At 69.6% G+C, this 19865-nt stretch carries 17 protein-coding genes and 1 pseudogene; 7 read left to right on the top strand and 11 right to left on the bottom strand.

The window, feature by feature from the left end; genetic code table 11:
* Position 1 precedes the first annotated feature (1 nt).
* The 4 genes from K1X59_RS02870 to K1X59_RS02855 form a co-directional block, all read right to left on the bottom strand.
* Positions 2–817 carry a GntR family transcriptional regulator gene (locus K1X59_RS02870; protein WP_220173908.1) on the bottom strand — a complete coding sequence of 272 codons (816 nt, stop codon included), beginning with the start codon at positions 815–817 and terminating at the stop codon, positions 2–4.
* Between the two features lie 265 nt (positions 818–1082).
* A complete protein-coding gene (locus tag K1X59_RS02865; protein ID WP_220174184.1) occupies positions 1083–1478 on the bottom strand; it encodes a type II toxin-antitoxin system PemK/MazF family toxin in 396 nt (131 codons plus the stop codon).
* 9 nt (positions 1479–1487) lie between these two features.
* The gene (locus K1X59_RS02860; protein WP_183151791.1) at positions 1488–2651 is read right to left on the bottom strand and encodes an acyl-CoA dehydrogenase family protein; all 1164 of its coding nucleotides are present in this window, start codon (positions 2649–2651) and stop codon (positions 1488–1490) included.
* A gap of 152 nt (positions 2652–2803) precedes the next feature.
* Positions 2804–3733: a M15 family metallopeptidase gene (locus K1X59_RS02855; protein WP_183151790.1), complete on the bottom strand. Its 930-nt coding sequence runs from the start codon at positions 3731–3733 to the stop codon at positions 2804–2806.
* 74 nt (positions 3734–3807) lie between these two features.
* Here K1X59_RS02855 and K1X59_RS02850 point away from each other — a divergent pair.
* A pseudogene (locus K1X59_RS02850) lies at positions 3808–4692 on the top strand (Rv2578c family radical SAM protein); the annotation flags it as partial.
* A 251-nt stretch (positions 4693–4943) separates the two neighbouring features.
* Positions 4944–5486, top strand: coding sequence for a YaeQ family protein (locus K1X59_RS02845; RefSeq protein WP_183152740.1), 543 nt, complete (start codon positions 4944–4946; stop codon positions 5484–5486).
* A gap of 190 nt (positions 5487–5676) precedes the next feature.
* Here K1X59_RS02845 and K1X59_RS02840 read toward each other — a convergent pair whose 3' ends face one another.
* A complete protein-coding gene (locus K1X59_RS02840; protein WP_220173907.1) occupies positions 5677–7893 on the bottom strand; it encodes a DEAD/DEAH box helicase in 2217 nt (738 codons plus the stop codon).
* Between the two features lie 443 nt (positions 7894–8336).
* Between K1X59_RS02840 and K1X59_RS20665 the strand changes: the two genes are divergently transcribed.
* The 4 genes from K1X59_RS20665 (at position 8337) to K1X59_RS02825 (ending at position 11252) form a co-directional block, all read left to right on the top strand.
* Positions 8337–8795 carry a hypothetical protein gene (locus K1X59_RS20665; RefSeq protein WP_258567039.1) on the top strand — a complete coding sequence of 153 codons (459 nt, stop codon included), beginning with the start codon at positions 8337–8339 and terminating at the stop codon, positions 8793–8795.
* The gene (locus K1X59_RS20660) at positions 8792–9070 is read left to right on the top strand and encodes a hypothetical protein (RefSeq protein WP_244632346.1); all 279 of its coding nucleotides are present in this window, start codon (positions 8792–8794) and stop codon (positions 9068–9070) included. The genes K1X59_RS20665 and K1X59_RS20660 overlap by 4 nt, the downstream gene beginning before the upstream one ends.
* Positions 9071–9168: 98 nt before the next feature.
* A complete protein-coding gene (locus K1X59_RS02830; RefSeq protein ID WP_220173906.1) occupies positions 9169–9993 on the top strand; it encodes an HtaA domain-containing protein in 825 nt (274 codons plus the stop codon).
* Positions 9990–11252 (top strand): hypothetical protein, encoded by a 1263-nt coding sequence (locus tag K1X59_RS02825; protein WP_183151788.1) that lies wholly within the window; start codon positions 9990–9992, stop codon positions 11250–11252. The genes K1X59_RS02830 and K1X59_RS02825 overlap by 4 nt, the downstream gene beginning before the upstream one ends.
* Before the next feature lie 129 nt (positions 11253–11381).
* On the opposite strand, the gene K1X59_RS02820 is transcribed toward K1X59_RS02825, so the two are convergent.
* The 4 genes from K1X59_RS02820 to K1X59_RS02805 all read right to left on the bottom strand — a co-directional run bounded on the left by K1X59_RS02820 (position 11382) and on the right by K1X59_RS02805 (position 16002).
* Entirely contained in the window at positions 11382–14591 is a 3210-nt protein-coding gene (locus K1X59_RS02820; RefSeq protein ID WP_183151787.1) for an efflux RND transporter permease subunit, read from the bottom strand.
* A 16-nt stretch (positions 14592–14607) separates the two neighbouring features.
* Positions 14608–15195, bottom strand: a complete 588-nt coding sequence (locus tag K1X59_RS02815) for a TetR/AcrR family transcriptional regulator (protein ID WP_183151786.1) — start codon at positions 15193–15195, stop codon at positions 14608–14610.
* Between the two features lie 79 nt (positions 15196–15274).
* Positions 15275–15634, bottom strand: a complete 360-nt coding sequence (locus tag K1X59_RS02810; protein ID WP_183151785.1) for a CrcB family protein — start codon at positions 15632–15634, stop codon at positions 15275–15277.
* Positions 15631–16002, bottom strand: a complete 372-nt coding sequence (locus K1X59_RS02805; RefSeq protein ID WP_244632345.1) for a CrcB family protein — start codon at positions 16000–16002, stop codon at positions 15631–15633. Before K1X59_RS02805 ends, K1X59_RS02810 begins: the two co-directional genes overlap by 4 nt.
* Before the next feature lie 86 nt (positions 16003–16088).
* Here K1X59_RS02805 and K1X59_RS02800 point away from each other — a divergent pair, with 86 nt between their 5' ends.
* Positions 16089–17615 carry an FAD-dependent oxidoreductase gene (locus K1X59_RS02800; protein WP_220173905.1) on the top strand — a complete coding sequence of 509 codons (1527 nt, stop codon included), beginning with the start codon at positions 16089–16091 and terminating at the stop codon, positions 17613–17615.
* An 18-nt stretch (positions 17616–17633) separates the two neighbouring features.
* Here the strand turns inward: K1X59_RS02800 and K1X59_RS02795 are convergent, their stop codons facing one another.
* A complete protein-coding gene (locus K1X59_RS02795; RefSeq protein ID WP_183151783.1) occupies positions 17634–18434 on the bottom strand; it encodes a nitroreductase family protein in 801 nt (266 codons plus the stop codon).
* Positions 18435–18974: 540 nt separating this feature from the next.
* On the bottom strand, positions 18975–19772 hold the full coding sequence (locus K1X59_RS02790) for a MerR family transcriptional regulator (RefSeq protein ID WP_183151782.1): 798 nt from the start codon (positions 19770–19772) through the stop codon (positions 18975–18977).
* Between the last annotated feature and the right edge of the window lie 93 nt (positions 19773–19865).

Raw genomic sequence — 19865 nt, 5'->3', positions numbered from 1 at the left:
GTCAGCGCAGCGCGGTCGGGTAGCGGCCGGAGGCGGTCTCGGTCGAGATGCCGGCGGCGTCGAACCCGGTGTCGACGCTGACGCGCAGGCGGTCGGTGCGCACTGACGCGCGCGAGAAGTCGATGGGCTGGCCGGCCTGGTCGTAGGCGACGGCTTCGACGACGACGATCGGATGCCCGGGCTCGACCTCGAGCAACGCGGCGAGCACGCGGTCGGCGGCGACCGCCTCGATCGTGCGGTGCATGCGGGCGATGCGGACTCCCGCGACGTTCCGGATCGCGGCGTAGAGGCTCGCCCGCGGATCGCGGAGGTCGGGGAGCACCCCGGCGAAGCGCGACGGCAGGTAGTTGATGACGTGCACGGCGGTGCGGGAGCCGACGGCGCGCACGCGCTCCAGCACGAAACCCGTGCCGTCGGGTGATTCGCGTCCGACGACCGCGGCCGCCCACGACGGGAGCGGCTCGATGCCGGCGCGGAGGATCTCGGAGCTCAGGGCGCTGCGGCCGTCTTCGCTGTATTCGCCGAGAAGGCTGGGCGCGGAGGGGAGCGTCCACGCCGAAGGCCCCTGTGCGCGTTCGACGAAGGCGCCCTTGCCCTGTTGGCGCGAGATGATCCCGGCGCTCTCGAGACGAGACAGCGCGTCGCGGATCGAGGTGCGCGACGCCGAGAAGTGCGCGCGCAGCTCGCTCTCGCTCGGCAACCGGTCGCCGGGAGCCCAGGTGCCCTGGGCGATCTCGGCCTCGATGGCGCGCATGATCTGGAACCAGATCGGTGCTGTCGACGTGCGGTCGAGCAGCGGCATGGTGAGAGTGGACATTCCGGCCTCTTCGATGAGCGGGTGTGGGGACTCCGTCGTTCCCCTGGTCGGACATCTCGTATCCGACATGTATCGATCATCGTGCAGGACATGTATCCCCTGAAGAGACAAGTCACGAAAGTCTCGACGATCGCTGCCGGGGTCGATGAATCGTCGTGTGAACAGGGGTTTCACGGTGCTATTCCCCACGAGGGCGCGAACCTCATGCTCTCGCGGACGGCGCGGAGGCCACGACGTCCGATACAAGTGGCGGCGTGACGGCACCTCAGAGCGACAGATGCAGTCGCAGCGCCTCGTCGATCGCGGCCATCAGTTCGGCCGGGACCCATCCGACCGGCCGGACGATCCGCGCGACCGAGATCGTGCGCACCTGCTCGGCCTGAGCCTTGGAGTCACGGTCGATCCCGGTTGCGGCAGCCGGGAGCAGCACCTGGAATGGCAGCACGCGCTGGACGTTCGACGTGACGGGCACGACGGTCACGGTCGCCTGCGATCGCCGTGCTGCGACCGCATTCGCCGTGTTGTTGCTCACCAGCACGGCCGGTCGTGTCTTGCGCACCTCGGAGCCGACCGCGGGGGTCGAACGGTGGCACCACCGGTGCCACCGAACCGCGGCGGAGACGCGAAGAGGCCCCGATGCGACATCCGGGGCCTCTTCGATGCGGTCGCGTCAGCGCTTGCCGGCGATCTGCCGTCCGACGAGGTCGCGCATGATCTCGTTCGTGCCCCCGTAGATGCGGTGCACTCGGGCGTCGGTGAACGCGCGGGCGATCGGGTACTCCATGATGTAGCCGTAGCCGCCGTGCAGCTGCACACCCATGTCGAGCACCTCCCACTCGCGCTCGGTCGCCCAGAACTTCACCTTCGCGGCGTCCTCGGCGGTGAGCGTGCTGTTCTTGTAGGCGAGCAGCGCGCGGTCGATGTACGCCCACATCGCATCGGTGGTCGCCGACATGTCGGCGAGGCGGAAGCGGGTGTTCTGGAAGTCGGCGATGCGCTCGCCGAACGCCTCGCGGTCCTTCGTGTAGGCGACGGTCCAGTCGAGAGCGGCCTGCGCGGCGGCCGCAGCGGCGACGCCGATGGAGAGACGCTCGAGCGGCAGGTTCAGCATCAGCTGGATGAAGCCCTGACCCTCTTTGCCGCTGATCAGGTTCTCGTCGGGGATGAACACGTCGGTGAAGCTGAGCTCGGCCGTGTCCCAGCCGTGGAAGCCCATCTTGCTGAGCTTCTTGCCCTGGTCGAAGCCCTCCATGCCCTTCTCGACGAGCAGCAGGCTGAATGCGTCAGGACGGTTGCCCTCGCCGGTCTTGACGAAGGTCACAACGACGTCGGCCGTCGTGCCGGAGGAGATGAACGTCTTCGCGCCGTTGAGGATGTAACCGCCGTCGACCTTCTTGGCGTTGGTCTTGATGCCGCGCAGATCCGAGCCCGCACCGGGGTCGGTCATCGCGAGCGCGCCGAGCACCTCGCCCGTGGCCATGCGGGGCAGCCACTTCTCCTTCTGCTCCTGCGTTCCCATGTGCACGAGGTAGGGCACGGCCAGGTCGTCCTGGATGCCGAAGGCACCCGCGAGCGAACCGGCGCCGGAGGCGATGACCTCCTCCATGACGATCGTGCGGAAGCGGTAGTCCTGCAGCATCCCGGCCCCGCCGAACTCCTCGGGGACCGACAGTCCGATCAGACCTGCCTCGCCGGCTGCCAGCATGGTCGCCCGGTCGATCTCACCGGCGGCGTCCCACTTCTCGATCGCCTCGTTCGTCACGTGGCGCTTGACGAAATCCTTGACGAGGTCGCGGAAAGCCTCGTGATCCTCTTCGTAGATGTCGCGTTCCATGCCGTCCTCCTGAACGTCTCATGCATCGTTGCTCCGGTGATTCTACGTGTCAGGAAGCGGCCGGGACAGGACGTTGTGAGAATGCATCCCATAAACGGTGACACTCGGTACCGCGGTTGTCGGATGCCGCAACCAGGAGGTCCGCGCCCGATTCAGTGGGCGTAATCGGGGGCGGCGGGGAGCCCGAAGAACTCCTCGAGCGTGTGATATCCGCCGTCGTGATAGGCCGTGGCGAGGTCGACGCCGACGTAGCGGAGGTGCCACGGCTCCGGCGCGTAGCCCGTGACGGGCGTGCCGACCTGCTCGTAGCGGACGATGAACCCGTACTCCCACGCGTGTGCGGCGACCCAGTCGCTCTGCGCGGTCCCGCCGAAACCGTCGAGTCCGCCGCAGCCCGACCCGCAGGCGACGACGTCGAGGGCCAGCCCGGTCTGGTGCTCGCTGTGCCCCGGCCGCGCGGAACCGGCATCCGCATCCTGCTGCCCCTGCGAGCGGACGTGCGCGGCGTAGGTCGTCACCTGCAGCCCATAGGAGCGGTAGCCGTTGTTCGCGCCGAGCCGCCCGACGCCTGCGGCCGACGCCGCATCGGCCATCCGCCCGACGGCGGCCGCGACGTCGGAGCGCACGCGACCGGACAGCGTGGTCATCTGCAGCGGAACGGCGTCGAGGTCGGCGGGTTCGTACTCCGGCGGGTCCAGCGGGCGGCTCTTGTTGACCACGACCCAGAGGCGTGCAGGATCGCTGAGCGAGACGCACGGAGCATTGCCGGCGACCACCGCCTCACGGAAGGCCGCCCCACCTCCGAAACCCGCGATCGCCGCGGCATCGTCACCGTTCGAGAGAGCCTGCTGCACGGCGGTGTCGGCGCAGGGATCGGCTGCGGTCGTCGCCCCCACCTGCACGGTCGGAACCTGCATCACCACGACCGGCTCCGGCATGGGCTCCGCGTCCGACGAGGCGATGGGAGCGGAGCCCAGGGAGAACAGGATCCCGATCGCGGTCAGAGCGACACCGAGCGGCAGGGCGGGTCCACGGAGCGGGGAGCGCGGAGCCGCATGCTGTGCGTGCGGCGAAAGGGGCATTGGTCCATCTTCGCATTCGAAGATATCTCTGAGAGTCGCTTGCGTCATCATCGTTCTTCTGTTCGAATGGAGGAATGCGGTGGCAGGGACAGAAACTCGGAGAGACCGACGCGGCGGCGCTGCCGGGACTCGAAGACCGCTCGAGCGTGCTGCGATCGCTCACCACTCCCGAGTTCGCGGGGATGACGTTCCACGAGGTGCTGTCGAAGTCCGCCTTGAACCACGTCCCCGGCGCGTCACGTATGCCCTTCGCGTGGACGATCAACCCCTACCGCGGATGCAGCCACGCGTGCGTCTACTGCTTCGCCCGAGGGACGCACGAGTACCTCGACCTCGACGGCGGCTCCGACTTCGACTCGCAGATCGTGGTCAAGGTCAACGTCGTCGAGGTGCTCGAGCGCGAGCTGCGCAAAGGCAGCTGGCAGCACGAGACCGTGGCCCTCGGAACCAACACCGACCCGTACCAGCGGGCCGAGGGTCGCTACACGCTCATGCCCGGCATCATCGAGGCACTGGCGGCCTCCGGGACCCCGATGTCGATCCTCACCAAGGGCACGTTGATCCGCCGAGACATCCCGCTGCTCGTGAAAGCCGCACAGCGGGTGCCCGTCGACGTGCAGATGTCGATCGCGATGTACGACGACGAGCTGCAGAAGGCGATCGAACCAGGAGCCCCGACGACCCAGGCCCGCCTCGACACGGTGCGCGCCCTATCGGACGCGGGCTTCCCCGTGACCGTGTTCCTGATGCCGATCATGCCCCACATGACCGACTCTCTGGCCGCGATCGACAGCGCCCTTCTGCGCATCAAGGAGGCAGGGGCCCGCAGCGTCATCTACGGCGCCCTGCACCTGCGCCCCGGCGTCAAGCCGTGGTTCTTCGAATGGCTCGAGGCTCATCGACCTGACCTCGTCTCCTCGTATCGGGGCCTCTATCCTGGCGCTTCGGCCGAGGCGCCGAAGGGCTATCGGCAGTGGCTCTCGAAGCGGGCTCGCCCGCTCATCCGCATGCACGGTCTCGACGGCCGCCACGAAGACGACTACCCCGGCGCGGACTCCGACCAGGACAGGGGCACGTGCAGACGGGTGCATCGTCCCCCGGGCCGGTGGTCTTCACCCCCAGCGGGCGCGCGGCGGCCGCACCCGCGCAGCCGATGCTGTTCTGACACCGCGGTCGGGCGCGGGTCTCACGTCCGCGTAGGCTCGGGAGCATGGCGATCGGTTCGACAGTCCACACGTTCGAGGTGCAGCTTGCCGACACCGATCGCGGCGTCTACGAGGACTACTCCCTCCGCGTGGCACGGCATCCCTCCGAGACCGACGCGTACATGCTCACCCGTGTGCTGGCCTACGGCCTCGAGTTCGGTGAGGGCATCGCGTTCGGCGGCAGCATCTCCTCGACAGAGGAGCCGGCCGTCCTGGTGCGCGACCTCACCGGGCTGATCACGACCTGGGTCGAGATCGGGGCGCCCGACGCCGAACGGCTGCACTACGGCAGTCGCCTCGCCGCGCGCACGGTCGTCTACACGCACCGCGACCCCGCCAAGGTGATCGCACCGTGGGCCGACAAGCGCATCCATCGCCGCGAGGACATCCGCGTCCACAGCTTCGACCCCGGGTTCATCGACACCGCGGCCGCACTGATCGAGCGGCGCAACACCATGACCCTCACCGTGACCGAGGGCGTCATCTACCTCGACCTCAACGGCACGAACCTGACCTCCACCGTGCACGTGCACGAACTCCCCGCGTAGCCCCGCCCCCCGCCCCGCCTCCGTTCCGCCGAGCGCGCGGGATGCTGCCGAGCGCACGGCTTCTTCGCGCGAGGATCCCGTGCACTCGGCGCGATGCCGCGCACTCGGGCCGCACGGCGGGACGGGATTCGAGAGGGGACGACAGAGGCCCCGGCCCGCGGGAGCGGGACGGGGCCTCGTGCGGAGGAGGTCAGCTCGTGAGAGCGGCCGCGGTCGGCATGCGGCCGGCGATCTCCTCGATGATGTCGTCGTCCAGACGCGCGTTCTCGAACGGCGCGTCGATCTCGGCACGGTCGAGCAGCTCGGTCATGCGACGCTGACGCTGACGCGTGATGAGCGTGACGACGCGACCCGAGCGACCCGCACGGCCGGTACGACCGGAGCGGTGCAGGTACGTCTTGTACTCGTCCGGAGCGTCGGCCTGGACGACCAGGTCGATGTCGTCGACGTGGATGCCGCGGGCGGCGACGTCCGTGGCGACGAGGACGTTCACGCGACCAGAGGTCAGACGCTCGAGGTTGCGCGTGCGCTTGGCCTGATTCAGGTCGCCGTGCAGCGAGACGGCGGGAATGCCCGCATCGTCGAACTGCTCCGCGAGCATGTCGGCGTAGGCGCGGGTGCGGGCGAAGACCAGCGTCTTGCCCTCGCGGTCGACGAGCGAGGTGAGGATGTCGGCCTTGTCACGGTGCTCGATCACGAGCACGCGGTGCTCGATCGTGCTGGACTCCTGGTCTTCCCCCGCGACCTCGTACACGGCAGGGTCGACGAGGAACTCGTCGACGAGCGCGGCGACCTCACGGTCGAGCGTCGCCGAGAAGAGGAGCTTCTGGCTGCCGTCCGCGGTGTGACGCAGGATCCGCTGCACAGGTTCGACGAATCCGAGCTCGCACATGTGGTCGGCCTCGTCGAGCACCGCGATGCGGCAGTCAGAGAGGTCGAGCTTGCCCTGGTTGATGAGGTCTTCGACACGGCCGGGGGTGCCGATCACGATGTCGACGCCCTTCTTGAGCGCGCCCACCTGGCGGCCCTGCGGCACACCACCGTAGATCTGCGTGGTGAACAGACCCACGCTGCGGGCGATCGGCTGGATGGTGCGGTCGATCTGCAGCGCGAGCTCGCGCGTCGGAGCGAGGATGATCGCACGCGGTGACCGTCCGAACTCCCGGCGCTTGCCGGCCTGCGACTGCAGCACGCGCTCGACGAGCGGGGCACCGAACGCGATGGTCTTGCCGGATCCGGTGCGACCGCGGGCGAGCACATCGCGTCCGCCGAGGACGGCGGGGATGCTGGCGGCCTGGATCGGGAACGGCGTCGCCGCGCCCATGCCGACGAGGGTCTCGACGATGTTGGAGCCGAGACCGAGGTCACCGAAGCTCACACCGTCGACCTCGACGGCGGCGACGGACTTCGCCTCGAGGCGCTCGTGCACGACGTCGTCGGTCGGCTCGAACTTGGCTCCGGTCGATGCCGGGCGGCTGGTGGCGTTCCAGTCGTTGCGGCTCGGGCGGTCGTTGCGGGCCGGACGACCGCGCGTGTCCGACGTCAGCGGACGCGGGCGCTCGCTGCGGTAGGCACCGCCGGTCGACGGACGCTCGCGTCCCCCCTCGAAGGAGCGCTGCGTGCGGTCGCGGTCGAAGGCGCGACGGGCGCGGTCGGCATCGTACGAACGCTCGGTCCCGCGGTCGTTCGAGCGGGTGCGGTCACCGGCACGGTCGTCGCGCCGGGGGCGCTCGTCGCGGTCGAACCGCGGACGGTCGTTGCCGCGGTCGTTGAACCGGGGGCGCTCGGCACCACGGTCGTTGAACCGGGGACGTCCGCCGTCGCGGTGGTCGTTGTCGCGGAAGCCCTGTCGCTGACTGCCGGCACCGCGGTCGTCACGGCGCGGACGCTCGTCGCGGTCGTAGCGGGGGCGGTCTCCGCCACGGTCGTCACGGTAGGTACCGGGACCGGTCGGGCGCTGTCCGCCGCGGTCGTCGCGACGGGGACGGTCGTCGAAGCGACCGGCGCCGGAGCGGTCGTTGTACCGGGGGCGCTCTGAGCGCTCGTCGTTGCGGTGGTGCGGGGCTTCGCGGCGACCCGACTCGGCACGGTTGCGGATGCCGCGGGCCTCATCGCGGCCGGCACGCTCCGACGCGTTCCAGCGCTGCTTGGGCGCACCCGACTCCGCCTCGGCCGGGCGGTAGCCACGGTGGCCGGCACTCCGGCTGCCGGGGCGGCGGTCATAGCCGCCCGCGGCGGAAGCGGAGCGGCGGTCGCCGGCATCCGCCCGTCCACCGCGCTCGTCGCGCGCACCGTCACGGGCGGGAGCTGCGTGATGACGGTCGTGGAAGGAGGTCTTCTTGGCTCCGTAGCGGGGCTCGAAGTTGGCGGACGGACGCCCTCCGCGGGGCTTCTTGTTCTTCGGCATTGCGATGTCTTCCTGTGTTCTCGCACGAGAACAGCGCAGCGCGCACGCGCATGCACCCAGCGCATGGTCGAACTCGACCAGCGGGGTTCCGGACTGTCAGCGGCCGGGGCCATTCATGTGATGGTTGATTAGCGTCGAGCGACGCTCACCATCGGCCCCTGGACTCACACTTCACACACATAAAACGTCCGCGCCAACGCGCAGATGTCCGAAGCCGACCGTTCGATACTACCTGGTCCCCCTGGGAGAGTGCCGACCCGGGGCTGGCCGTACGATGACGAGGTGAGTACCGCTTCCCCCACCGGCGCCCAGATCACCCTCCACCGCGGCGATGTCACGGCGCAGATCGCCCAGGTCGGCGCATCGCTTCGTGCGCTGCGCGTCGGCGGCGTCGACGTCGTGCCGCCGTATCCCTCGACCAGCCCACCCCGGCGTGCTCCGGGGTGGTCCTCACCCCGTGGCCGAACCGGGTGCGCGACGGGAAATGGGACGACGGCGGTACCTCGCGCACGCTGGCGATCACCGAACCGAAGCTCCACAACGCGAGTCACGGCCTGCTGCGGTTCACGGCCTACGAGGTCTCGCACACCGATGCCGAAGCCGTGCTGCGGGCGACGATCGTGCCGCAGACCGGCTACCCCTATCTGATCGAGACGTCGGCGACGTACACCCTCACGCCGGACGGCATCGAGGTGACGCACACGCTCACCAATCGTTCGGTATCCTCCGCGCCGGTCGCCCTGGGCACACATCCGTTCGTGACCATCGGCGACGTCGACCCGCACGACCTCGTGCTGCGGGTTCCCGCCGAGACGGCGTTCGTGACCGACGAGCGGATGCTCCCCACCGGCACGCGCCCGGTCGACTCCGCTCTTCGAGACGGTGTCCGCCTCGGGAGGTGACGCTCGACACCGGATTCACGGATCTCGGCCGCGACGCCGACGGGCGCGTCCGCCACTCGCTGACCGCGCCCGATGGTCGCCGCGTGACCCTCTGGCAGGGCGAGGGCTTCGACTACGTGCAGGTCTACACGACGCCCGCGTACCCGGGTCAGCGCCTCGCGGTGGCGATCGAGCCGATGACCGCTCCGGCCGACGCGCTCAACAGCGGCCTCGGGATCCGCCGCCTCTCGACCGACGAGTCGTGGACGCTGCACTGGGGCATCGCCTTCTCCTGAACCTCTTCCTCTCGTGGTTGCTTAGGTAAGCCTTACCTAAATATAGTGGGACCGATCGATTCCCGGTCATATCTCCCCACACCCCGAGGAGCATTCCCATGCCCTATCGACGACGGCGTCACCTCGCCGCCGCGCTCGCTGGACTGTCACTGCTGGCCGGCATCCTGATCCCCCATCCGGCGGCTGCCGCCGAGGAGAGCGACGCCTACTCCGACGTCCGCCTGGAATGGGGTGTGAACGCCCTCCATCAGGTGGCGAACCCCGCGGGCGACGGCTGCTGGTTCTTCTCCGCCGGCACGCAGCTCGACTTCGCCGCCGCACAGGGCGATGTCCGCATCGTCAAACGGCTCGCCGACGGCTCCGCGGTTCCAGTGACGCGTCAGAACGTGTGCCTGGGCGCCCGCGGAACGGAACTCGGTCAGCGCATGCAGTTCAACGCCGGACGCGGCACGATCGATGCGGCCAGCGGTTCCGGCATGCTGCAATGGACGGGCGCGGCACAGGCGAACGGTTACGGCGGCATGGTGCCGTGGTGGATCAAGGACCCGAAGCTCACCTTCCCCGGCGACGGCACCGCGACGCTCACCGCCACGGTCGGAGGGTGGGCGTCTTCGATGTCGGATCCCACGACGAAGTCTCCGGTGCCGGCTCGCACGGCCACCGTCGCGACCTTCTCGGATGTCGTCATCTCCGGCGAGACGCTCACCCTGACGCCCGACTTCACCGGTGTCGACTACGCGCCCCTCGCCGTTGCGGGCGACGCGGACTCGGGCCGGCGCCCGTCGGCTGTCGCGAAGAGCTCCCCGGATGGGGTGCCTGGCCCGAGAGCTTCGTCGACTTCCACTACGAGACGAAGCTCGAGAGCTACTGGCACACCTCGGGCGGCCCGAGCGACCGCGAGAAGGCCGGCTCGCCGATCGTGATCACGCTCGGCGAGAAGGACGAACCGGCGCAGATACCGCTGGTGCGCACGCACGTCGGCATCGACCGCGACCGCCCGCTCGTCGAAGGCCACCCCGTCACGTTCACGGCGCAGATCGACGGCGCCGACTCCTATCAGTGGGAGACGGCTCCCGAACCGGGCGGCCCCTACACCCCGGTCACCGGTCAGAACTCCCCGACCTGGCGCGTGGACTCCGTGGACCGGGCGACCCTGCACGACCGGTTCATCCGGCTCACCGGGACGAATGCCGTCGGCACGGTGGTGACCGGTCACTTCTACGTACGCACGACGACCTACCGTGCGCTCGAACTCACCGGGCAGCCGCTTCCGGTGCATGCGATCGAGGGCACGCGACCGACGTTCGCCTTCACCTCCGACGGCATGCCGGTCGCGAAGCAGTTCGCCGTGGAGCGCAGCACGGACGACGGACGCACGTGGACGACGGTTCCCGGCACCGAATACCGACGCCTGCAACTGGGGGCCAAAGACAGTTTCACGCTGCCGGCGGCGACCCTCGGCGATCACGACACGCTGCTGCGGGGCGTCGCGACGACCCAGGCGGGCATCAGCGTCCGCACCGACGCGGTCGCCTACACCGTGGTCGCCGCCACGGGCCGACCGCAGCTCAGCGCGCGACCGCTGGCCGGTTTCACACCGGAAGGCGGTGGTTCGATCTGGGTGACCGGCGCAGGGTTCGAGATGCCCCAGGACGAAGAGGGTCACAGCTACTCCCTCGACGTCGGGCTCTTCGCCGCCGGGAGCTGGGCTCCCGGAGAGGAAGGCCACCGCGAATGGATCGCCACGAGCGGAGAGACGCGGTACGGGCAGCTCTATCGGGAGAGCATGCGCTACACCGACAACTCGTTCGGCGTGACGATCCGCGTCCCGGCGGGGGTCCTCACGGACGACGGCGAGTACGGCATCGGCGCCTTCCTGCGGCGCACTCTCGACGGTGGCGGACCCTCGACGTTCCATAACCGCACTGCAGACGCATGGACGTCGCTGCGGGAGCCGATCGTGGTGCCGCTCCCCACGCCCGGTACCACGCCCGATGGCGGCACCGATCCCGGCGACGGCACCCACCCCGGCGGCGGCACGACCGCCGTCGTGTCCGACGCAGCGGACGGACGTGGTCTGGCGACGACCGGATCGGAGGCACCGCTCGCCGCCGCGGGGGTCGCCGCGCTGCTCCTCCTCATCGGCGGCGGCCTCATCGGCGTCCGCCGACGCGCACGCTGAGCCGGGATCGGGTTCTCCGCCAAGGCGGGACGGTGTCCGCATGACAAAGGGCCGGCGAGTCGATGGTCGACTCGCCGGCCCTCGCGCTGCGGTCTGTGCCTTCGCACGAGACCGCAGCGTGGTTCGCCCTTACTCCCCGCGCTCGCGCAGTTCGCGCCGGGTGATCTGCGGTGCGAGCGGCAGGCCCGAGGCGTCGATCAGCACCGGTCCGGATGCGGCAGCGGCGCCGGGCACCTCGGGTCCGGTCGGAGCGTGCGGCGCCGGGGTCCCTCCCGCATCCGAGCCACCGGCACGGCGCGCGGCCCGCCGCTCTTTCGCCCCTTCGACGAGGTTGTAGAGCGTCGGCAGCACGATCAGCGTGAGCACGGTCGACGAGATCAGGCCGCCGATGACGACGATGGCGAGGGGCTGCGAGATGAAGCCGCCGTGCCCGGTGATGCCGAGCGCCATCGGGGTCAGTGCGAAGATCGTGGCGAGCGCGGTCATGAGGATGGGCCGCAGACGCTTCTCGCCACCGGCCTTCACCGCTTCGATGGTCGACAGACCCTTCTCCCGATACTGGTTCACGAGGTCGACGAGCACGATCGCGTTCGTCACCACGATGCCGATGAGCATCAGCACACCGATCAGCGAGGCGACCCCGAGCGGCACGCCCGTGACGATCTGCAGCAGGATCGCACCGGTCGCCGCGAACGGCACCGACACGAGCAGCAGCAGCGGCTGGCGCAGCGACTTGAACGTCGCGACCATGACCACGTAGACGATCAGGATCGCCGCGAGCATCGCCAAGCCCAACTGCGAGAACGAGTCGGCCTGCTGCGAGGCGACACCGCCGACCTCGGCCGAGGCGCCGTCCGGCAGATCGACCGCGGCGAGCGCCTCGTTCACCGACTGCGTCGCGGTGGCGAGGTTGTCCGACGCCGGCGGCACCGTGATGGTCGAGGTGCGACGCCCCTGCTCGGTCGTGATCGAGGTGGGCCCGTTGCGCTGTTCGACGGTCGCGATGTCCTGCAACTGCACGACGCCGAGCGGGGTCGGGATCGCGAGCGTCCTGAGCGCGTCGACCGTGGTGGGCGGGTTCGGCGTGACGATGTAGACGGTCAGGGCGGTGTCGTCGATCTCGACCGACCCCGCCTGCTGCGGTCGCATCGTGTTCGACACGATCGAGCCGACGGCGACCTCGGAGAGCCCGCGCTGGGCGGCGGCTTCCCTGTCGACGACGACCGCGATGTACGGCAGCGACGCGGCGAGGTTGTCGGTCACCTGTCCGACACCCGCACGTCCGTCGAGCTCCTCGACGAGCGCGGTCGTCGCGGTCTGCAGGTCGTCGCCGTTCGGAGCCGAAACCGTGATCTCGATGTCGCTCGACCCGAAGCCGGCCGATGCCGCGACCGACACCTCGCCCACGTCGTCGCCGAGTCCGTCGATCGCGTCCTGGACGTCGGCCCGCAGCTTCTCCTGGTCGGCATCGCCGTCGGTCAGGACCGAGTAGGTGACGCCGGCGCCGCCGGAGAAGGCGTCGCTGAGCGCGGAGCCGCTCGTGCCGATCGACGCCTGCACGTGCTCGATGCCGTCGATGTCGAGCAGGGCGTCCTCGACCTCGACCGCGGCATCGGACTTCGTCTGCAGGCTCGCTGTCGGGCCCAGATCCTGCGTCACGGTCATGGTGTTCTGGCCCGAGTCGCTGAGGAAGTTGATCTTCATCAGCGGCGCGGCCGCGAGCGTGGCGCCGAGCACCACGACGGCGAGGATCACCGTGACGCCGGAGTGCTTGAGCGTCCAGCCGAGGATCGGGCGGTACACCCGCTGCAACTGCGTCGGCGGCGCATCGGGGTGCTCTGGGTCGATGGGGTTCCCGTGCTCGTCGAGCAGCGGCTTGCCGGGCTTGAGGAACCAGTAGGCGAGCACCGGGACGATCGTCAAGGCGACCAGGAGCGAGGCGACCATGGCGATGGTCACGGTCATGGCGAAGGGACGGAACAGCTCGCCCACCATGTCGCCGACGAACACGATCGGCAGGAACACCGCGACCGTCGTGATGGTCGATGCCGTGATCGCCATCGCGACCTCGCGCACGGCGAGGCGGATCGCATCGCCCTTGTCGGCGTCGCCCACATAGTGGCGTTTGATGTTCTCGATCACCACGATCGAGTCGTCGACCACACGACCGATCGCGATCGTGAGGGCGCCGAGGGTCAGCACGTTGAGCGAGTAGCCGAACGCCTGCAGCCCGATGAACGTGATGAGCACGCTGGTCGGGATCGAGATCGCGGTGACGAGCGTCGAGCGGATCGAGAGCAGGAACACCAGGATCACGATCACCGCGAACACCAGGCCGAGCAGGCCTTCGGTCGCCAGCGTCTCGATCGACTGCACGATGAACGGGGCCTGGTCGAAGATGATCGTGAACTCGGCGTCGGGGAAGGCCTCGCCGATCTCGTCGAGGGCGGCGATCACGCCGTTCGACACCTCGACCGTGTTGGCGGCCGGCAGCTTCGTGATCGAGATCGACAGGGCGTCCTCACCGTCGACGCGCGAGATCGATGTGACGGGATCGGACTCCTGCACGACGGTCGCCACATCGCCGATGGTCAGAGCCGTCCCGACGAGCGGGAGGGCGGCGATCTCGTCGACGGAGGTGATCTTCGCCCCGGTCTGGACCGTGAGCGTCTGGCCGCTCTCGGTGATGTCGCCACCGGGGAAGAGCGTGCCGTTCTGCTGCAGCGCGTTGCTGATCGCCTGTGTGCTCTGCCCTTCCGCCGCGAGCTTCGCGACATCCGGAGTGATGCTGATGCGCTGACCGACGCCGCCCACGATCTCGGCGGCATTGACCCCGTCGACGTCTTCGAGGTCGGGGATCGCGACGGACTCCAGTTCGGCCTGCGCGTTGTCGGCGTCCTCGAATCCGGTGACGGCGACCTGGATCACCGGGAAGTCGTCGATGGACACCGAGAGCACCTGCGGGGTCACGTCTTCGGGCAGCTGCGACGAGATCCGGTTGATCGCCTGCTGGATCTTCTGCTCCGCCGTCGCGAGGTTCGTGCCGTAGGCGAACATCGCCTGCACGATCGAGGCGTTGGTCGTGCTGGTCGCGGTGGTCGACTCGAGCCCCGGCACCCCCTGGATGGCCGACTCGACCGGCGTCGACACATCGTTCTCGACGACCTCGGGTGATGCCCCGGGGTAGGTCGTCATGACGACGAGCGCCGGGAGCTCGAGCGAGGGGATGAGCTCCTGCTTGAGGTTCGTGAGCGCGAGTCCGCCGAACACCGCCGCAACGATGGTGATGAGGGCGATGAGCGCGCGGTTCTTCAGGCTCAGGATGGCGAGTTTCGACAAGGCGGTGTCCTCGGTGTCAGGGTGTGGCTGTCGCGGCGGAGGGGGTGGAGACGGAATCTCCGAGGATCCGCGCCAGTGCGGTCTCGATGAAGGACTGTTCGAGAGGGGTGTCGCGGATCTGCATGCTCCACATCACGCCGTCGATGAAGATCATCGCCGCTCTGGCACGATCTTCGCCATAGGAGGGCTCGAGCAGTTCGACGAGGCGGTCCGAGAGGTGGCGCGCGAGTTCGCGCAGCCGGGGGTCGTGCACGGCGGCGGTGACCACGGCACGATCGGCCTGGAGCGCATGGTGGTCATCGAGGCTCTCGAACACGAGGGCGGCGATCACCTCGGGACTGTCGCCCCGTTCGGCGAGCGTCTGCCTGACCCCGTCGAGGCGCGCATCGACCTCATCGGCGAGCGCGCGGAAGGCCGCGCCACGGAGGTCGTCGAGGGTGTCGAAGTACTGGGTCGTCGCGCCGAGCGGCACGCCTGCGCGCGCGGCGACCTTGCGGTGCGTGACCGCCTCGGCGCCCACCTCGACGATGAGCTCGGATGCGGCGGCGACGATCTCCCGACGTCGCGCCTCGGGGTTCCGTCTGCGGCGTGTGGCCTGCTTCATCCCGCCCCCTCGAACATCCGTACATGTACGTTTGTACATTTCCGGTTTGTGAGGATGCTGGGAGCGTCGGGCTCCTCGACTACAGGACGGCGCCGAGAGCCAGGCCGAGGCCCGCGGCCACCAGGCCGGACAGCAGCATGCCGAGGGCGTTGAACGCCGATGCCGGCCGCTCCCCGTCACGCCACAGGGCCACCGTGTCGAGCATGGCCGTGCTGAAGGTCGTGTATCCGCCGAGGAGGCCCGCTCCCAGCAGGACCACCGCATCGGGCAGCGCCGTGGTGACGAGGCCGAGGACGAACGAGCCGGAGACGTTGACCACGAGGGTGCCCCACGGGAAGCGGCGTCCGGCGAGCCGAGCCATGCCGCGGTCGACGACGTACCGCAGCGCCGCACCGATGCCTCCGGCGAGCGCGGCGCCGAGGAACAGAAGCGGGCTCACGTCGCAGCCCCCGTCCGCGGCCTGCCGACGCGGAGCCCGAGCGTCGCAGCGCCGAGTCCGAGCACGAGGCTGCCCACGGCGTAGGCGAAGGCGAGCAGGGGCTCGTGCACCCACAGCGACAGGGTGCCCGTCGTGAAGGCGCTGTACGTCGTGAAACCGCCGAGCACCCCGGTGCCCAGCAGCAGCCGCAGGTCTGCCGTCGCCGGCAGCCGTGCCGCCAGCACCCCGATCAGGAAGGACCCGACCACGTTGGCGACGAGCACCGCGGCCGGGAAGCCGCCGTCGGGGAGCACGAGTCCGAGACCGAGCCGCGCCGCCGTTCCGACCGTGCCGCCGATGGCGACGAGGAAGAGGCGACGGAGGTTCACGTTCGCCACTGTAGTAGCGCCTGTCAGCGGGCCGGCGCGATGTCAGGGGCGTGGAGTCCGTCCCCTCTCCGACGTTGACTGCTGCCATGAGGCCCCTGTGGAAGCTCGACCAGACCCTGCCAGCCGGATCCCCGTTCGACGCGGGCGCACGTCACGACGTCGTCATCGTCGGCGCCGGACTCACCGGTCTCTCGACAGCCGTGATGCTCGCCAGGGCCGGCCTGGACGTCGCGGTGGTCGAGGCCGGGCAGGTCGCGGAGCTCGCCTCGGGCGGCAACACGGGCAAGCTCTCGCTCCTGCAGGGCACACAGCTCGCCACGATCCGTCGCCATCACCCCGCGTCGCTCGTGCGGGCATACGTCGACGCCAACCGTGCGGGCATGGACTGGCTCCTCGGATTCGCCGACACCGCGGGCATCACCTACACCCGCAGGACCGACCACACGTATGCGCAGAGCGCCCAGGGCATGCGCGCCGTGAGCGATCAGCACGCCGCTGCCCGCGAGGCCGGCCTGGATGCCCGTCTGCTCCGACAGCATGAACTCTCGACCACCTTCCCGGCTGCAGGTGCCGTGGCACTCGACGCTCAGGTGGCGATCGACCCCGTGGCGGTGGCGCATGCGCTGGCGACGGAGTTCCTGGCGGGCGGAGGGACGCTGCACACGGGCGTCCGCGTGACCGGCGCGCACGCCCTCCCCGACGGTCGGATCGAGACGGCGGCCGGGCCCCTGTTCGGTGAGCACATCGTGCTCGCCACCGGAACGCCGATCCTCGACCGCGGACTCTACTTCTCCAAGGTGCAGGGGCTGCGCTCCTCGTGCGTCTCCTTCCGTGTCCCGGGTGGGGTCCCCGATGGCACGTTCATCTCCGCCGACGGCCCGACGCGGTCGATCCGGCCGGTCTCTCCTGCCGATGGCCCCGGGGAGACGGCCCAGCTCGTCGTGGGCGGGAACGGCCATCCCGTCGGCCGCTCGGACGGTGAGGCGGCGGCGATCGAAGACCTCGTCTCGTGGACGCGCCTGCACTTCCCCGACGCTGAGGAGACCCACCGCTGGTCTGCGCAGGACTACCAGTCGCACAACCTGATCCCGTTCGTCGGCGCTCTGCCTCGCGGCCTCGGGCGCATCCGCTTCGCGACGGGATACGCCAAGTGGGGGCTGTCGAACGCCCCGGCCGCCGCGCTGCGCCTCACCGAGGAGATCATCGGCACGCGACGAAGCGATCGCCCGTCGTGGATGATCCGCCTCGGCACGCGGCTGACCGTCCCCGCCGACCTCGCACGCGGTGCCGTCGAGGGCGGGAAGGTCGCGGCGGCGGCGACCACGGGCTGGGTCGAGGCCGAGGGACGCCGTGTTCCGGTGCCCCGCCCTGGCGAAGGCGAGGGTGTCGTGGCGAATCGCGGCGGTCGTCCGGTCGGCATCTCCACGGTCGACGGCGTGACGCGCGCCGTGAGCGCCGTGTGCACGCACCTCGGCGGGGTGCTCGACTGGAACGACGCCGAATGCACGTGGGACTGTCCCCTGCACGCGTCGCGCTTCGCCGCGGACGGTACGAGGATCGAGGGCCCGGCTCTGCGCGACCTGCCGGAGGTGCCCCAGACGTCCGACCGCTGACGCGACGAAGGCGGCGCCTCAGCGCAGCGGCTCGTCCCACCCCTGCTGAGGGGTGTCGCAGTCCTCGCGGAACACGTACTGCGAGACCAGCTTGCGCTGACTGCTCGACCAGTCGATCGCGGGACGACGCTGCTCCGGAGGCAGGTATCCGAGGCGGTAGACGGCCATGAGCTCGAGGTCGTCCGGCACGTGGAGCAGTCGCACGATCTCGTCCCAGCGACCGGGCACCTCCATGGGGAACGAGATGAACTGGATGCCCATGCCCAGCGCGCCCGTGGTGAGCCAGACGTTCTCCATCGCAGCTCCCATGCTGAACACGGAGTAGAACGACGACAGCTGTCCGGGGCGGTACTCGCTCCGATCGAGCATGACCCCGAGCAGCAGTGGGGACCCAGCGACGAGTCTCCGGTTCTCGGCACCGAGCGTCTTGGGCACCCCGAACGTGTTCATCAGCGTCTGCCCCCGCTTGGTGAACACCTGGTTCGTGAACGGCCGCAGCGCCGCGGGGAGCTTGTCGAACAGCATCCCGCTGCGCTTCTGCTCCATCTCGGCCTCGCTGAACCGGAAGTACGGCTTGTAGCGCTCGAAGAACGTGCCGTTCGACATCGCCTCGGTCATGCTCTCGCCGGAGATGCGGGCGATCTGCTCGATCGTGTCGCGGTTCTCGATCACCACGAACCGCCACGGCTGACTGTTCAACTGCGACGGCGCGCGGCCGGCCGCCTCCAGGAGGATGCGCTGATGCTCCTCGGAGACCGGGTCGGGGAGGAACGGCCCGTTCGTGGTCTTACGGCGGCGGATGGCGTCGAGCAGTTCCATGCGGTCACTTCCGGTCGGCGGGACGATGCGCGAGGATCAGCCCCGCGACGAGGAAAGGGCCGCGGCGAGCGCGGTGAGAGGATGCCGGCGGCCGTGGCTTCCGAGAGAGGGGATCGCGGCGAGGGGGCCGCCGCGGGAAGCAGGGCGACCGCGGCTCGTCGACCAGAGGAACGGGGTCCTGCCGACCAGCCCACCGCGACGGCCGCGGCGACGGCCGTGCACGTGACGATGTAGAGCGCGTGGTGCAGCCAGCGGAAGCGGCTGGTGTCGATCAGGCGCGCGGCGACCGATGCCCCGAGCGTGCAGTTGGCGCCGTAGGCCACTGCCGCCGCCGTGAACAGCGATGACGCGACAGCGCTGTCTCTCGTGCTCCCCGTCATGGTCCCCGACCCTACGCCGCATCCCTCCCCGCGACGCACCCCTTGCGCACGAGCGGCGCCTTTGTGTACGAGCGGCCGGGCGCAGGAATGGCCGGGATGCACGAGGGCCCCGTGCACACGACCGCGCCCGAGGGGGTCGTGTGCACGAGGGCCTTCGACGCTAGAGCGTGCGCTCCGCGTAGATGCGGAGGGCGTCGCGGACGAACTCCGCACCCTCCGTCCCGCCGGACGACGTCGCATAGTTCGCGCCGAAGCGCGGATCCGCGACGTACATCTCGCCGAGACCGATCACGTACGCCTTGACGTCGCCGCCTGGCGCGGCCGCGGGCGTGCCGGGAATGCCCGTGAGCCACTCGACGTGACGTCGCGCGACATCCTGAGCCTCGGCGGATGCGGGGTCGATGCCGCTCTCCGCGGCGGCGATCCAGTCGCGCCCGAGGTCGGACACGCGCTGCTGCCAGTCGGCACGCTCGGCGTCGGTCATCCCGCGCCACCAGCGGTCGCTGTCGGCGTAGGCCTTCTTGCCCCAACGATCCTCGACCTCCTCCTTGTGCCGGGTGTGGTCGAAGCCGTCGAACATGTTCTCTGCCATGAGGTTCTCACCTCCTCTCAATGCCGTGATGGTGGATTCGACCGACGCGATCTGCCGCGCCAGCCGTGCCTGCTCCTCGCGCAGCAGCGCGAGGTGGGTCTCGAGAGCGGATGCCTCGGTCCGGGCGGAGCCGTGACCGGCTGCGGCGCCGAGCACCTCGGCGATCTGGGGCAGCCCGAGGCCGAGGTCTCGCAGCAGCAGGATGCGCTGCAGGCGCACGAGCGCCTGGCTGTCGTAGTGCCGGTAGCCGTTGGCGGCCACGCGTGTCGGCGGCAGTAGCCCGATGTCGTCGTAATGGCGCAGCGTGCGGCTCGTGGTGCCCGCCAACCGCGCGATCTCCTGGATCGACCAGTCGTCTCTCTCCATGTCCCTTCCCCCTCTCCGTTGTCACCCCGACTCTAGAAGTTGACGCAACGTCAATGTCAACACCTCTTCTCCCCCTTTCGAGCCTCCGAGTGC

It is taken from the genome of Microbacterium sp. Se5.02b, from assembly GCF_019464375.1.
Classification (GTDB): domain Bacteria; phylum Actinomycetota; class Actinomycetes; order Actinomycetales; family Microbacteriaceae; genus Microbacterium.
The sequence above is the reverse complement of the archived record's forward strand: the minus strand, read 5'-3'. Positions and strand labels throughout refer to the sequence as shown.

What these genes read in the sequence shown, in the direction of transcription:
- K1X59_RS02840 (WP_220173907.1), bottom strand. Translation starts at nt 7,893, where the DNA reads ATGCCGAAGAACAAGAAGCCCCGCGGAGGGCGTCCGTCCGCCAACTTC.
- K1X59_RS02870 (WP_220173908.1), bottom strand. Translation starts at nt 817, where the DNA reads ATGTCCACTCTCACCATGCCGCTGCTCGACCGCACGTCGACAGCACCG.
- K1X59_RS02845 (WP_183152740.1), top strand. Translation starts at nt 4,944, where the DNA reads ATGGCGATCGGTTCGACAGTCCACACGTTCGAGGTGCAGCTTGCCGAC.
- K1X59_RS02795 (WP_183151783.1), bottom strand. Translation starts at nt 18,434, where the DNA reads ATGGAACTGCTCGACGCCATCCGCCGCCGTAAGACCACGAACGGGCCG.
- K1X59_RS02800 (WP_220173905.1), top strand. Translation starts at nt 16,089, where the DNA reads ATGAGGCCCCTGTGGAAGCTCGACCAGACCCTGCCAGCCGGATCCCCG.
- K1X59_RS02860 (WP_183151791.1), bottom strand. Translation starts at nt 2,651, where the DNA reads ATGGAACGCGACATCTACGAAGAGGATCACGAGGCTTTCCGCGACCTC.
- K1X59_RS02830 (WP_220173906.1), top strand. Translation starts at nt 9,169, where the DNA reads ATGCCCTATCGACGACGGCGTCACCTCGCCGCCGCGCTCGCTGGACTG.
- K1X59_RS02815 (WP_183151786.1), bottom strand. Translation starts at nt 15,195, where the DNA reads ATGAAGCAGGCCACACGCCGCAGACGGAACCCCGAGGCGCGACGTCGG.
- K1X59_RS02855 (WP_183151790.1), bottom strand. Translation starts at nt 3,733, where the DNA reads ATGCCCCTTTCGCCGCACGCACAGCATGCGGCTCCGCGCTCCCCGCTC.
- K1X59_RS02790 (WP_183151782.1), bottom strand. Translation starts at nt 19,772, where the DNA reads ATGGAGAGAGACGACTGGTCGATCCAGGAGATCGCGCGGTTGGCGGGC.